Source organism: Acinetobacter sp. AOR41_HL (assembly GCF_027854645.1).
Lineage (GTDB): Bacteria > Pseudomonadota > Gammaproteobacteria > Pseudomonadales > Moraxellaceae > Acinetobacter > Acinetobacter nosocomialis.
Genome location: NZ_JAKTHZ010000006.1, coordinates 36,151 through 50,297 on the forward strand (window position 1 = coordinate 36,151; position 14,147 = coordinate 50,297).

The 14,147-nt window shown below is 37.4% G+C and carries 13 protein-coding genes; 7 read left to right on the top strand and 6 right to left on the bottom strand.

Annotated features, from left to right (window positions below; genetic code table 11):
- Positions 1-3 precede the first annotated feature (3 nt).
- A complete protein-coding gene (locus tag MKL35_RS01165) occupies positions 4-1,836 on the bottom strand; it encodes a phosphoenolpyruvate carboxykinase (GTP) (RefSeq protein WP_004707365.1) in 1,833 nt (610 codons plus the stop codon).
- Positions 1,837-2,227: 391 nt separating this feature from the next.
- Here MKL35_RS01165 and MKL35_RS01170 point away from each other — a divergent pair, with 391 nt between their 5' ends.
- From MKL35_RS01170 to groL, 4 genes are all read left to right on the top strand, one after another.
- A complete protein-coding gene (locus MKL35_RS01170; RefSeq protein ID WP_004885536.1) occupies positions 2,228-3,166 on the top strand; it encodes a diacylglycerol/lipid kinase family protein in 939 nt (312 codons plus the stop codon).
- Positions 3,147-3,905: a metallophosphoesterase family protein gene (locus tag MKL35_RS01175; RefSeq protein WP_032011612.1), complete on the top strand. Its 759-nt coding sequence runs from the start codon at positions 3,147-3,149 to the stop codon at positions 3,903-3,905. Before MKL35_RS01170 ends, MKL35_RS01175 begins: the two co-directional genes overlap by 20 nt.
- Positions 3,906-4,090: 185 nt before the next feature.
- Positions 4,091-4,381, top strand: coding sequence for a co-chaperone GroES (locus tag MKL35_RS01180; protein ID WP_000065579.1), 291 nt, complete (start codon positions 4,091-4,093; stop codon positions 4,379-4,381).
- A 58-nt stretch (positions 4,382-4,439) separates the two neighbouring features.
- A complete protein-coding gene (gene groL, locus MKL35_RS01185) occupies positions 4,440-6,074 on the top strand; it encodes a chaperonin GroEL (RefSeq protein ID WP_002048605.1) in 1,635 nt (544 codons plus the stop codon).
- A gap of 263 nt (positions 6,075-6,337) precedes the next feature.
- Here groL and MKL35_RS01190 read toward each other — a convergent pair whose 3' ends face one another.
- Both MKL35_RS01190 and MKL35_RS01195 read right to left on the bottom strand, forming a co-directional pair.
- Entirely contained in the window at positions 6,338-6,553 is a 216-nt protein-coding gene (locus tag MKL35_RS01190; protein ID WP_005803938.1) for a hypothetical protein, read from the bottom strand.
- Between the two features lie 228 nt (positions 6,554-6,781).
- A complete protein-coding gene (locus MKL35_RS01195; RefSeq protein WP_017399414.1) occupies positions 6,782-7,474 on the bottom strand; it encodes a hypothetical protein in 693 nt (230 codons plus the stop codon).
- A 488-nt stretch (positions 7,475-7,962) separates the two neighbouring features.
- On the opposite strand from MKL35_RS01195, the gene MKL35_RS01200 reads away from it, so the two are divergent.
- Positions 7,963-8,910, top strand: a complete 948-nt coding sequence (locus tag MKL35_RS01200; RefSeq protein WP_208727770.1) for a MobA/MobL family protein — start codon at positions 7,963-7,965, stop codon at positions 8,908-8,910.
- Positions 8,911-9,060: 150 nt separating this feature from the next.
- Here MKL35_RS01200 and MKL35_RS01205 read toward each other — a convergent pair whose 3' ends face one another.
- From MKL35_RS01205 to MKL35_RS01215, 3 genes are all read right to left on the bottom strand, one after another.
- Complete coding sequence (locus MKL35_RS01205) at positions 9,061-9,915, bottom strand: hypothetical protein (protein WP_005162525.1); 855 nt, start codon at positions 9,913-9,915, stop codon at positions 9,061-9,063.
- Positions 9,899-10,246: a hypothetical protein gene (locus tag MKL35_RS01210; RefSeq protein ID WP_005162522.1), complete on the bottom strand. Its 348-nt coding sequence runs from the start codon at positions 10,244-10,246 to the stop codon at positions 9,899-9,901. The genes MKL35_RS01205 and MKL35_RS01210 overlap by 17 nt, the downstream gene beginning before the upstream one ends.
- Positions 10,247-10,745: 499 nt before the next feature.
- A complete protein-coding gene (locus tag MKL35_RS01215; protein ID WP_208727771.1) occupies positions 10,746-11,099 on the bottom strand; it encodes a DUF2384 domain-containing protein in 354 nt (117 codons plus the stop codon).
- An 841-nt stretch (positions 11,100-11,940) separates the two neighbouring features.
- Between MKL35_RS01215 and MKL35_RS01220 the strand changes: the two genes are divergently transcribed.
- A complete protein-coding gene (locus MKL35_RS01220) occupies positions 11,941-12,549 on the top strand; it encodes a hypothetical protein (protein ID WP_004682119.1) in 609 nt (202 codons plus the stop codon).
- Positions 12,550-12,579: 30 nt separating this feature from the next.
- A partial coding sequence (locus MKL35_RS01225) for a CAP domain-containing protein (RefSeq protein ID WP_270912618.1) occupies positions 12,580-14,147 on the top strand: 1,568 nt, incomplete at its 3' end.

The following is a 14,147-nucleotide window of genomic DNA, read 5'->3' on the forward strand; positions in this document are numbered from 1 at the left end:
CAATTAGAAGCCAGTTTTTACAGCTTCAAGTAATGCTGCTTGACGTTCTTTTAATGCTTTTGGTAAGCGCTCGCCAAGTTTATTGAATAACTCAGTGTGGCTTTCAATTTCAGTAACCCACTGGTCTTTATCTTGAGTAGTGATAAGGTCAAATTGTTCTTTACTGAACTCAGTACCTTTCCAGTTCAAGTCTTCATATGTTGGAACAAAACCGATTGGTGTTTCAACAGCGTTTGCACGGCCTTCACAGCGGTCAATGATCCACTCGAGAACACGCATGTTTTGACCGAAACCAGGCCATACGAAGTTGCCTTCAGCATCACGACGGAACCAGTTTACGTTGAAGATTTTCGGTAATTTGTTGCCAGAAGCTTCAGCTTTCTCGCTTACTTTTGCACCAAGGCTTAACCAGTGGTCAAAGTAGTCAGCCATGTTGTAGCCAGCAAATGGAAGCATCGCGAATGGGTCACGACGAACAATACCTTGTTGACCAACAGCAGCAGCAGTAGTTTCAGAACCCATAGTTGCCGCTTTATAAACACCGTCAACCCAGTCGAAAGCTTCAGAAACTAAAGGAACTGTATCTGCACGACGACCACCGAAGATGAACGCAGAAATTGGTACACCTGCTGGGTTTTCCCAATCAGCGTCGATAGATGGACATTGACCAGCTGCAACAGTGAAACGAGCATTTGGATGTGCTGCTTTTTCGCCGTTTACGTGAGGTTGACCTTTCCAGTTCGTTAAGTTTGATGGAACTTCTTTAGAAAGACCTTCCCACCATACTTGACCATCTTCAGTTACTGCTACGTTTGTATAGATAACATCTTTATGAAGTGTTGCCATACAGTTCGGGTTAGTCTTGGTATTTGTACCAGGAGCTACACCGAAGAAACCAGCTTCAGGGTTAATCGCATATAAGCGGCCATCTTCACCTGGTTTGATCCAAGCAATATCGTCACCTACAGTTTCGATTTTCCAACCTTCATAACCTGCTGGTGGAATTAACATTGCAAAGTTTGTCTTACCACAAGCAGATGGGAATGCAGCAGCGATGTAGTGTTTTTCACCTTGAGGGTTAGTCACACCAAGAATAAGCATGTGTTCAGCTAACCAACCTTGTTCGCGTCCCATGACAGAAGCGATACGAAGAGCTAAACATTTTTTACCAAGTAATGCGTTACCGCCGTAACCAGAACCGAAAGACCAGATTTCACGAGTTTCTGGGTAATGAACGATATATTTCTCTGGGTTACAAGGCCATGCAACGTCTTTTTGACCTTCAGCAAGTGGAGCACCTACTGTGTGTACACAAGGAACAAATTCGCCGTCTGTACCTAATACATCATAAACAGCTTTACCCATACGTGCCATTTTGCGCATGCTAACAGCAACATAAGGAGAATCAGTTAACTCGATACCGATATGAGCAATATGGCTACCTAAAGGACCCATAGAGAAAGGAACAACGTACATCGTACGGCCTTTCATTGAACCTTCAAATAAACCATTTAATTTTTCACGCATAACAGCTGGATCTTCCCAGTTGTTTGTCGCACCAGCATCTTCTTTATTTTGAGAGCAGATGTAAGTACGATCTTCAACACGCGCAACGTCAGATGGGTCAGAATTTGCAAGATAAGAACCAGGATGTTTTTCTTGGTTTAATTTCTGCATGGTGCCGTTAGCGATCATCAAGTCGATTAGACGTTGATACTCTTCTTCGCTTCCGTCACACCATTCGATTTTTGCTGGTTTGGTTAAGTTTGCAATTTCTTCAACCCATGCTATAAGCTTAGGATGACGAACGAATTCTGGTGCGTTCACTGTGGTCATGGTGAGGCCTATTCAAAATATGTACAACGTACAAGTCTATTCATTGGGGTACAATGAAAGATCAAATAAAAAAGTGGCTGTATTAAAGCATAAAATCATAAAAAAAATAAGACTAAAGACTAACAATTAGATATTTGGAATTCCGATTGTTTTTATATGAAAATCATTTGCTTATGATGTTTTATATAGTTTTTACTTTTATATTTTTATGTTGTATGTGTGTTATTTACTTAAGTTATTTTATTTAAAATCAATAAATTAGCTCTTAAATTTTTTTTGAGAATTATTATTGATTAAACAAATGAAGATCATTCAAAATTTACATAAAGAGACTTTTAATAGGTGATTTTATATACAAAATAGAATAAACATCTTACTTTACGATAATAAAATGCGGCCCTTGAAACCTCTTTCGATCATCTATAACGAAAAATCAGGATTTCACGCTTCAAAACATGAAGATGTTTATGAGCAACTGATGACTGTATTTACTGAACATGGTTTTGAAATACAAGTATTTGAATTAAATGAAAATACATTGTTTGATGATCTGATGAATAATGTTATTCATCGGCATTCACAAAACGAAAATATAGGGGTGGTTGTTGCAGCTGGCGGGGATGGCACATTAAATGCTGTTGCATCTAAACTTAAGAATACTTCTATTCCAATGGGAATCTTGCCTTTAGGTACTTTTAACTATGTCGCTAAAGTTTTAGATATTCCGCTAGATCTTTTAGAAGCAGCAGAAGTGATTGCTACAGGCATTCCTCGGTCAGTACATATAGCAGCAATTAATGATCATATTTATTTAAATAATGCTAGTTTAGGTCTATATCCACTCTTTATCAAAAAGCGCGAACTCTATAATAAATATTTAGGAAGGCTTCCTTTACATGCCTATACATCAGCTTTAGATGTTTTGTTAAGAGAAAATAAGTCAATGAAGCTATCTATAACAGTAGATGGTAAAAAATATCCCGTTAAAGCACCTCTTATTTTCTTTGGGAATAATCAATTACAGCTATGTGATATGAAACTTAGAATTGCAGAATGTGCAGCACAGGGACGAGTTGCTGGAGTTGTAATTACAAAAAGTGATAAGCTGAGTTTACTCAATATGCTTTGGCAGTGGATTCAAGGTAAAGTTGAAGATGCCCAAGATGTATATAGTTTTTGTGCAGATCATGTTGTAGTCGAATGTGCAAAAAAATCGAAACTTACAGTTGCTTTAGATGGTGAAATCATAGAGATGAAACCACCTTTAAATTTCACTGTAGAAAAAAATGCTTTAAATATAATGGTGCCGAATGTTATTACATCTGTCTGATTTACACTTTGGAACGGAAAAACAAGAGTGTTTAGAGGCAATTAGGCACTTCTGTATTCAGCAACAGCCTGAAGTAATTGTTGTAAGTGGCGATATTACTCAACGTGCCAAATACGAACAATTTTTTAAATGTCGGCAATATTTAGATAGTCTCAATATTCCTTATTTAGTGGTGCCAGGCAACCACGACATTCCTTTGTATCATGTCTGGAATCGTTTTTTTTCTCCATTTACTCGTTATCGATATTTTTTTGGTGAACTGGAGCCAACTTTAGAAACTGAACATTTTTATATTGTTGGTGTAAATAGCATACGCCGTCGTTACCATACGCGTGGTCATATTTCGATTGAACAAATTCAAGATACTTATGGGCGTTTACAAAAAGGGCCTAAAGATAAATTAAAGCTAGTAGTTTTCCATCAACCTTTTTATACACCACCCGATAATAAGCATGGAATAAAGGATTGTCCGGTTTTAGGAAAAATCGCCTTAGAGAAGTGGAGTACAACTGGATTATTCGGAATGCTGCATGGTCATCTCCATAAAACGGCTATATATGATTTAACTCAAATTTACCATCTGGAAATAGATCATCCTATTTATGATATTCATGCGGGTACAGCAACTTCTACTCGTTTATATCATCATAATCCAAATAGCTTTAATACGGTTTCAAATACAGGAAAGATTCAGCATTATTGGTTTAATGAACAGCAGGCTGAATTCACTACAGATTGATTTGGTTTAGATGAGATTAAATATTTGATTGTTTAAAAAATATTCAAAAAACAGAAAAATTTTTCTTATTTCCCCTTGAAGCCATTTTTTTCATCCCCACAAAAGTGACATCTAAATATTTTGTTATTGCTCTGGATTAAAGCAATAACGATTAATCAAAAAGACTAAGTCTGATGGAGTTAATTATGAGCAACATTCGTCCATTACATGATCGCGTTGTGATTCGTCGCGTAGAAGAAGAAACCAAAACTGCTGGCGGTATTTTATTGCCAGGTTCTGCTGCTGAAAAGCCATCTCAAGGTGAAGTAATTGCAGTAGGTAATGGTCAAATCACTGATAACGGCGTACGTGCTTTGGATGTTAAAGTTGGTGACAAGGTGTTATTTGGTACTTATGCAGGTACAACAGTTAAAGTAAACGGTGAAGAACTCTTAATCATGAAAGAGTCAGACATCTTAGCTGTATTAGAAGGCTAATCGATCCATAACTCAATTCATTATCAGATTCAGTATTTAAAAAGATTCGGAGTTTAATATGTCAGCTAAAGACGTAAAATTTGGTGATTCAGCTCGCTCAAAAATGATTGCAGGGGTAAACGTACTTGCAGATGCGGTTAAAGTGACTTTAGGTCCTAAAGGCCGTAACGTTGTAATCGACCGTTCTTTCGGTGCGCCACACATCACTAAAGACGGTGTAACTGTTGCTAAAGAAATTTCATTAAAAGACAAGTTTGAAAACATGGGTGCTCAACTTGTACGTGAAGTTTCAAGCAAGACTAACGACATCGCAGGTGACGGTACGACAACTGCAACTGTACTTGCTCAAGCAATTTTAAACGAAGGTATCAAATCAGTAACTGCTGGTATGAACCCAATGGATTTAAAACGCGGTATCGACATTGCAGTAAAAACTGTAGTTGAAAATATCCGTTCTATTGCTAAGCCAGCTGATGATTTCAAAGCAATTGAACAAGTTGGTTCTATCTCTGCTAACTCTGATACTACTGTTGGTAAACTTATCGCTCAAGCGATGGAAAAAGTAGGTAAAGAAGGCGTAATCACTGTAGAAGAAGGCTCTGGCTTTGAAGACGCATTAGACGTTGTAGAAGGTATGCAGTTTGACCGTGGTTATATCTCTCCATACTTTGCTAACAAGCAAGATACTTTGACTGCTGAACTTGAAAATCCGTTCATCCTTCTTGTTGATAAAAAAATCAGCAACATTCGTGAATTGATTTCTGTTTTAGAAGCAGTTGCTAAAACTGGTAAACCACTTCTTATCATCGCTGAAGATGTTGAAGGTGAAGCGCTTGCAACTCTTGTTGTAAACAACATGCGCGGTATTATCAAAGTATGTGCTGTTAAAGCTCCTGGTTTCGGTGACCGCCGTAAAGCAATGCTTCAAGACATCGCGATCTTGACTGGCGCAACTGTTATTTCTGAAGAAGTTGGTATGTCTTTAGAACAAGCGACTCTTCAAGATTTAGGTACAGCGCACAAAATCACTGTTTCTAAAGAAAATACAGTTATTGTTGATGGTGCTGGTGATGCTGCTGCTATCGCTGAGCGTGTTCAACAAATCCGTGCTCAAATCGAAGAATCTACTTCAGAGTATGACCGTGAAAAATTACAAGAACGCGTTGCTAAATTGGCAGGCGGTGTTGCTGTAATTAAAATCGGTGCAGCAACTGAAGTTGAAATGAAAGAGAAGAAAGACCGCGTTGACGACGCTCTTCACGCAACTCGTGCAGCAGTTGAAGAAGGTGTTGTTGCAGGTGGTGGTGTTGCGCTTGTACGTGCCGTAAATGCGCTTGAAGGCTTAAAAGGTGCTAACGAAGATCAAACTGCAGGTATCAACATTTTACGTCGTGCGATCGAAGCTCCACTTCGTCAAATCGTTGCGAACGCTGGTGATGAGCCATCTGTAGTAATCAATGCAGTTAAGAAAGGTGAAGGTAACTTCGGTTATAACGCTGCAACTGGTGAATATGGCGATATGTTAGAAATGGGTATCCTTGACCCAGCTAAAGTAACTCGTTCTGCACTTGAGCACGCTGCTTCTGTTGCTGGCTTAATGTTGACTACAGAATGTATGATCACTGACATTCCTGAAGACAAACCAGCTGCTCCAGACATGGGCGGTATGGGTGGAATGGGCGGCATGATGTAAACTGCTCACTGATATATTAAATTGTTGTAATTTAAAATAATTTATTATATCAGAATTTAGCTTACTCATAGTGTTACTCACATATGAGTTTGTTACAAAAAAGGTCACAAAATTTTTGTGACCTTTTTAATTTTATACAATTAATACATCTCTTAAAAAAGAAGTCATCATATTAGAAGAGAGTTTAACTATTGGATGAATGAGAATATTGAAAAAAGCGCCTGAGAAAAATCAGGCGCATTTGACTTAGAGCAATATCTATTTCATTCTAACGTAAGAATGGAGTTTTCCTCATTTAGAATACAGGTAAGGACATAGCTATTAAGCCAATAGTTTTTACGTCCATCTTTAATTGGTCTTTTCACGCGACCAGTTTTAATTCGATCATACAGCTCTTTTTCAGATATATTCATTCTTAATGCAAATTCCGCAGTTGATACACGTCGCTCTGTATTAGTAAGGTCTATAGATATACCCATTAATTATCTCCTACAATATAGTTTTAAGAGGAAATCTCTTGAAATAAAGGCTATCAAATTAATTAAAAAAAAGATGAGATATGTTTAAAAAATCAAAAAAAAGACTTATTTTTTTATTATGTCAGTAAATAATCTTTTGTTAGTTTTAGGTAATAACAACGTTGACTGCTTATCTCATTTAAAATAAATGAGATAAACGTATACTGCTTTATCTTTTAATCTATATTTCTATTTAAAAGGATTTTTAGCATCAGATAAAATCGCGTTTTTCTTGTCGTTAAAGTTTCTACCTTGCTCTGAAAATTTAAATTCTTTGATTTCTGATTCTAAAAACAGCTCTTTTCTAAAATAATCTTTAGTTTGATAAAGCTCTATCATTTTAAGTGTATTCTCAAGATAATTCATTTCAATATTTTGTGATTTAAAAAATGATATAAGCACACTTCCAAGAAAAAATTTCTCATGATTCTCTTGCTTTCGATCTTTTATCTTTTGTTTTTCTTGTCTGTAAGAACTATGAAATGAATTTTTGATTTCATCATGTGCTTTTTGTTTTATTGAATCAGGAACTCTTCGATTGTAGTTTTTTAGCATCCTTAAGGCTATTTTTAATCTTTCATCAGTCTGAGAGAAAGGGTCTTCATATCCACTAAAAAAAACGATATCATTTTCAATATCAGAACGATCACCCTTTGCGATTGTGCAGATGGAGTCCATTAATTCTGCTAATCTGTTTAATTCCAAAATTTTGTGATATTTATTCCTCAAATTTTTAATGTCTTCTTCTGTAAATTGATTTGCAGTTTTTGATCGAATCAATTGTAGTATTAACTCATCTGAATGAGTGCGTCTTGCTATCTGTTTTAAGTGTTTTTCAACACTTAAAATAATTTCATCTACTGTTAATCTAGCTCTAGCCATTTTAAACCATCTGCATTTAAGAAAATGTTGGTATATCACAGAATCTTAAAAAAAATCGTCATATGTTGGGTTTTTCAAAAAAAACTACTCTTCTGTTAGTTTTTTGGCTGTTAATGGTGGGACAGATAAAAAATCTTTTTTGCGAATGCAAAAAAGATTTTTTATATCTCGTTTCCGTGTCTTTTAAATTTCGCTTCGCTCTCTTTAAAAGACACTTCTACTCGTGCTGCGCAGCACTTTTAGTTTAAGTAATTGATTATTATATAATTTATGCGTTACTCATGTTTTAGATTTACTGTTTCTACATACAAATAAAACACACAACTAAGTTATTGTTTTTATTATATAAATTGAAACTATGGGAGTGGCATTGCTCATGCGTTTTAATTGAAAAATATTTTTTTTCATTTTTCTTAACGAAACGAATCATGAATTTTTAAAATTTTGTAAGATCCGATATCCCAGTTAAATTAATATCGGAAGTAAAAATGTATTATTTTCATTTAAGTCACAACGTTAAAGGTGAGAGTCAAATAAAATTGAGTGATGGTGATTCAAAGTATCGACTCTCAAAAAGTGCATATCACTATATTACGCGTACTTTATATTTTTCAAAGCATAAAAGTGACATTGAAGAACTTGAATATTGTGCGTCTTATAATATGCCGATTTGGTCTGAAATTCATCCTGAAAAGTTTTGGTATGCAGCAGATCAATATACAAGTGAGACTAGACGAACCTCATCACATATTACAATCGCTTTGCCCAAAGAACTGGATAGAAATAAACGTATCGAATTATCTGAGAGACTGATGTATGAGTTTTGTGGTCAATATAAAATGCCATCTACAATCGCAATTCATAATCATGTGTCCGCGCTCGATGGACAGACAGAACAGCCACATTTACATTTATTATTTTCAGAAAAAAGTATGTTGGATAATATTCAACGTTCCCCAGAGCAGTTCTTTAAGCAATATCGTCAAAAAAATCCTGAAAAAGGAGGTGCATTAAAAATTACTGCGGATGTGCTTGGATTTGGTCGTAATATATTATTTCACTACCGAACACAAACTGAAAAAATAATAAATGAATTTTTAGAAAAATATGCACCCACAAAAATTATAGAAATTCATGGTATGGAAATCGAAGTGAGCAGTGCAGTATCGTGCTTATCTAATGAAGATTATAATAAAAAACATGGAACCAATTTAAAAGATGTCCCACAAATTCCGAGGTCATTACTCTATAGCACTGATCCTGAAGATCAAGACAAGGTAGCAGAATATAGAAAGAACATTCGGGAAATTCGTCAAAATAATCTGTATGAACTTTATAAAAAAGAGTATGAGCTAGCGTTGGCTAAAAAACGTGAACAGGAAAACCAGAATAGGCCACAACTTGATCAATCTAAAAAATTTGATTTTGACTTCTAATATCCTCATTAATAAACCAAAGATGATGACTGCTCACAAGCAAGCTCAATGGAATGTATTATTCCTCCTTCAGCCTTTAATTAAATCAGTTGATCTGTCTATATACTTTCTATGGACGGATCAACTGAATTGGTATTAGCGCAATTTGATCTATTTCTTAAAATAGTTTTCCATCTGTAATTGTTCAAGCGTATGCCATTGATAACGCTCATGTCCTGAAAAATTTTGTTTGATATATACAATGTGTTGAAGAATTCGCTTCTGATACTTTAACAGTTGTTGAATACGGTGATCATCATAAGCAATATCTACCCGTTGTTGCCTCAGTGCTTGATAAAAGCAGCGGTAGACCATATCCATATTTTTTAATATTTCCTTGGATGCCGCAGTGTGGAGTGGTTGGCTTAATCCTGCAACTGAATAAGATTCACGCATGACAAAGTCGGGGCGTATACGGGATTCCTTTGCCACTTTTAATGTTGGTGCAAATGTATTTGATTTAACCTTGATATTTTGAAATGCCTGTTGAATCGAATTAATTAATGCACTCGGTTGAATAGTATGTGCTGTTGCTGGCTTTTGTAATCTTGTTGCAGCGACTGGAGCAGAAATGGGTGATTTCACTTTAGCCTGATGATCTTGTTGACTGTCGACTTTGATGAATTGTTTGAGTTTCTTATAGTTAATCGTATAGAAATTGGTTTGTAGCCATTTATTCTGTGCCAATTTTTCAATCACAAGAATTCCAGCTTGCTTTAACTTTGCTACGATTCTTTTAATCGTTGAGATGCTATATACACCGAGCGTGGTTTGCCACTGTTCATAACTATGGAACCAATACTTTTTTCCATTAAAGGTTTTTCCTTCGTTATTTTCTAAAAAGTAATGCAGCTTCTGTAAAAAATTGGCGGCAGCCACGCCAAACGCTTTTGCAAGCGTTGGCGAAGCAATCAGAGGATAGTCTCCAGAAATCAGGAGGTTATTATTCTTATTGGTCTTGGACATGATTCGCCCCACGTAGAACACGTTGTGCACGTTCAATCATCTTGTGACGTTGATGTGTGCGAAATGCCCATAAAGAGGAGAAGTTATTATTTTGATTAAGCTTTGCGACTTTGAGAATTTGTTCATCATTCATTTCATGCATACATTCACGAATGATTTGATGTGCTTGTTCAAGTTCTTTGAGCAAGGAGTTTGCAGTATCAACAGCAATATAAAGATTGGCGAGTGTCTGACGCTGAGGATTTGAAATAGATTTGCCAAGTTCAACAATCAGTTGACCAGCTTGTTTTTTAGGTGTGCACGTATTTGCACCATGAAGAATTGCGTTCATAGCAGTGGTCCTAGATAAGTTTTAATACTTACCCCCATTACTTCTCACGGTAATGGTGGCAGCTCAACAGGGGTGAGAATACTGAATCTAGGATCAGCCAACCTTACGGTTGCCCTGCAAGCTGCCATAACGACTGCTAAAACAGTAGACAAAAAAATAGCCGCTAGTGCGACATTAATTTGCACCTAGATTGTATCAGGTTCTCACGCCTGAACACAGATTTTGCTGTGTAGAGTTAGCTTAACTGGATATCGCTTGAGCTGTCAACGCTGTGATTGGATCTTTTTACATATCTTAACATTAAATAATTAATTGATTCTGCTGGAGATATTTTAAATTTCTGACGGCTAGGAAATTGGGTATGAACAATGTTTATAGTGGCGTATTGAGCACAAACTTTAATGTTTGCTGTGTTGTTAAAAGAAGTGATGCAAATGATGATCAGAATTTCTAATCCATCAAATCGAGGCTGATTCGCTAAAAGAATGAGTTAAATAAATCATCGATTGTTTAGGGCTTCAACAACTGTTAAGACTTTCTCTAAGCCTTTTATGATCTGAATTTGCTGAGTCGGGACACCATCGGTTGCGGTATTGAATGCATTCATAAAATAATCAATCCATTCAGAATCACCGCCCGTGAGTGCTGATAAGCTTTGATAAAGTCGTATCAGCAATAATCCAGCTTCACCTTGTGCAGATGCGGGTTCTAATACAGCTGAGAATTCGATTTGGTTCATCGACATGATATCGAGACCCATCACAGTAGCCAGTTGAGTATTACTAAGACCGAGTAAATCCGCAGTTTTCAATACGGCTTCTGCTAAAACTGTTGCTGTACTAACAGAGTTCATTCAATCGGCCCGCTGAGCTTTGCTGATTATTTATTCTATCGCATTTAATAGGATATTACTGAAGAAGAGGGAACTTCAGTTTGATCGCTTTAAATCAGCCTGAGTAAATCGCAATCTTCTCATTAACAGCTCATTAGGCATTGATTCATCTCAATGCTTCAAATGTAAAAGCTGAGCTGAGCCTGATTTAATTCTTTATTTTATTGTTTTATTTTAATAGAGAACAACAGTCCATTTTAGCCTCATCCATCAAAGCAAAATGAGCCGATCGATCGGATGAATTTGACCTTATGGGAAAAATCAAAGACTTAATGCGATTACATTTGGCGAATCTAAATGTATAGATTTTAGCGCTTTGTAAAATTGACTAAAGCGCAGGATAAAATTAATATGGGCTCGCTGGCCTACATTGCCAGTCGGTTTTAGCAGACCGTCCAACACAAGAGCATTAAAGGACTTGTCTTTTAGTGTTTATCCCCTCGTGCCCCTCTGCGGTGGAACGGGAGGGGGACGTCTTCGGACGTGCTGGATTCTTGTGTTCCAGTCTGCTAACCCGCTCTCGTTCTGCCACCATTATTTAGCAGTAATTGGTAGAACTTCTTAACACAAGGAGCTTCTCATGTTGTACCTATCTTTTTTAATTTGTGCCTCACCTCATGTTCAACCTTGTTGTGCTTTGCAACGAGGGCGATACGGCTAATTTTTTATTATTCGTCTGTATTCAAACAATATTTTTTACAAGAACAATCCAACGGTGGATGGCTAAGTCACGCCTATAAAAAATAAACCTTTTTATATCTGCTGGTGATTGTGCATTGCATTGAACATGCGGGAAACAACCATGACTGAATTAAGCAAACCCAAAATCATACCCATTGAACACCGTCCACAAAAATCCAAGCTCTTTATAAAATGTGTGATCTTACCCATCGTGATCTTTCTCATCGTTGCCAAAATCTTCTCTTTTGGTGCTTTCGGTTATATCTTCTTTGGCTTTGACCTGTTCTGGTTTGTGATTCTTTACTATCTTTATGAATATGGAAATACCTACTTTGACGGGATGACTGAACAACTCAAGCGTCAAGGAGAAACTTTTAATTATCAAAACCGTGGTGTCTGGATTAACAGCCAAGATAAAACCATTATCCTGTTTGATCAGCCTGATCAACGCCTCGTGAAATATCCCTTTGATTACATCACCTCCGTTGGACACTACAACTTAGTCGAAGATAATTTTAGAACCACGACCACTGTGATCAGCAATCCAATGATGGGAACGCATGTCAATCAACAGGTCCATCGCACACCGATGAAACGTGAGTTCCAAGTCAATATTGGCACACGAGATCCATTCAAACCGAATTACAGCCTAAAAGTTCTATTTCCATGGCGTAGTCCACAAATGGCCAGTGAAATCCGTCAATTATTATCGGCTGATCATTATCAATAACAACAATATAAAAATTTAAGGCAGTCAATCATGATGATTTCAAAATCGTTCATGCCATCAGTTCTAATGATGGCAATCAGTACAGCAATGGTCGGGTGTGGCGGTGGTTCGGGAGGAGAGTCCAGTTCATCCAATGGTGGTGGAACGGAAAATCCTAATAATGGCAGTACCAATCCTAAGCCTGTAACTTGTGCTGAAACTCAATATCTAGAAGAGGGGACATGTAGAAATAAGGCGCCGCAGAATATTCAGGCATTCTCATTGAGTAACCTGATCCAAGGTCAAAGCTATCCATTATCGCTGCAAACAGATCAAGGTCTAGTAGTAACGTTTAGCAGTAACACACCCAACATCTGTAGTGTAAGTGGCGGTGAACTTAAAGCGCATAAAGTCGGTCAGTGTAATCTGGTATTGACACAGGCAGGGACGGCAAAAGTTCTAGCACTGAATAGCAGCATGACCGTCAATGTGAGTTGTGCGGCTGAGCAATATCTAGAAAATAATGTGTGCGTGAATAAGCTCAAGCAAACCATTACCCCACTAAAAATCAAATATATCCTGACGGAGAGTGTGTATTCACTGGATACGGAATCCAGTGCCAAACTACCTGTCACGATTAGCAGCCTTTCTTCATCAACCTGTACGTATAGTCTGGGAGAACTCAAGGGGATTGGTGCGGGGGCATGTACCCTTAAACTCACCCAGGAGGGTGATACCAAAACACTGGCAGCAGAGAGCCTGACCATCAGTTTTGATGTATTTAAAGCTTCATCTATGAGCGAGGCACCCGATATCAACAACTGTTATGCAGGCAAGCTCAGTGCAAATTTTAGAAATGAATTTTTAAATGAAATCAATACGGTTCGTGCCTTGCATGGGCTGCCAAGTATTACATACGACTATGCCCATGAAGATGAGATGATGCAGACGGCGCTGATTCTTGCTGCAAACAACATCTTGACCCATTACCCAGAATCAAACACAAACTGCTATTCAGATATTGGTGCGGTAGGTGCAAGGACCAGTAGCCTTGAGATGGGGGTGAGACAGAATAAGAATGACTATTCACCTGCCGAAAGCATTACCAATATGGTGCATGATAAATTAAACCTTTTTGCTGGAGATGTGGGACATCGACTCTGGATGCTGAATCCTTTCTTACAAAAATCGGCGTATGGTTCAGTTAATGCGCCATCATTTAAAGATACCCGATTCCCTTATGTGGTCGGTACGTCCTACAAAGTGGTTTATCCCTTCGACAATCCAACCACTGCACCACTCGGTGTGATTGCCTATCCCTACCACAACTATCCAGCCAAATATTATATGGCGGGTTCAATTCTCTCGATTTCAGTTTTAACCGATCAAAAGAATTTCTTTGCCAATCGAAATGTGGATTACGCCAAAGCCACTGTTGTAGTCACTGAACGAAGTAGTGGAGCTAAACAGAAGATCAGCAATATACGCTATGAAAATATCGGTGTTCCCAACCATATCCAATTTAACTTCGACGATTTGAAACTGAACGTGATCTACGATGTCAAACTCAGCAATGTCTTGGTGAATGGTCAGCCTAAAGAATATTCCTACTGGTTTAA

Excerpts from the sequence above, each read along its gene's own strand:
- MKL35_RS01165 (WP_004707365.1), bottom strand. The coding sequence starts at position 1,836 with ATGACCACAGTGAACGCACCAGAATTCGTTCGTCATCCTAAGCTTATA.
- MKL35_RS01170 (WP_004885536.1), top strand. The coding sequence starts at position 2,228 with ATGCGGCCCTTGAAACCTCTTTCGATCATCTATAACGAAAAATCAGGA.
- MKL35_RS01175 (WP_032011612.1), top strand. The coding sequence starts at position 3,147 with ATGTTATTACATCTGTCTGATTTACACTTTGGAACGGAAAAACAAGAG.
- MKL35_RS01180 (WP_000065579.1), top strand. The coding sequence starts at position 4,091 with ATGAGCAACATTCGTCCATTACATGATCGCGTTGTGATTCGTCGCGTA.
- groL (WP_002048605.1), top strand. The coding sequence starts at position 4,440 with ATGTCAGCTAAAGACGTAAAATTTGGTGATTCAGCTCGCTCAAAAATG.
- MKL35_RS01190 (WP_005803938.1), bottom strand. The coding sequence starts at position 6,553 with ATGGGTATATCTATAGACCTTACTAATACAGAGCGACGTGTATCAACT.
- MKL35_RS01195 (WP_017399414.1), bottom strand. The coding sequence starts at position 7,474 with ATGGCTAGAGCTAGATTAACAGTAGATGAAATTATTTTAAGTGTTGAA.
- MKL35_RS01200 (WP_208727770.1), top strand. The coding sequence starts at position 7,963 with ATGTATTATTTTCATTTAAGTCACAACGTTAAAGGTGAGAGTCAAATA.
- MKL35_RS01205 (WP_005162525.1), bottom strand. The coding sequence starts at position 9,915 with ATGTCCAAGACCAATAAGAATAATAACCTCCTGATTTCTGGAGACTAT.
- MKL35_RS01210 (WP_005162522.1), bottom strand. The coding sequence starts at position 10,246 with ATGAACGCAATTCTTCATGGTGCAAATACGTGCACACCTAAAAAACAA.
- MKL35_RS01215 (WP_208727771.1), bottom strand. The coding sequence starts at position 11,099 with ATGAACTCTGTTAGTACAGCAACAGTTTTAGCAGAAGCCGTATTGAAA.
- MKL35_RS01220 (WP_004682119.1), top strand. The coding sequence starts at position 11,941 with ATGACTGAATTAAGCAAACCCAAAATCATACCCATTGAACACCGTCCA.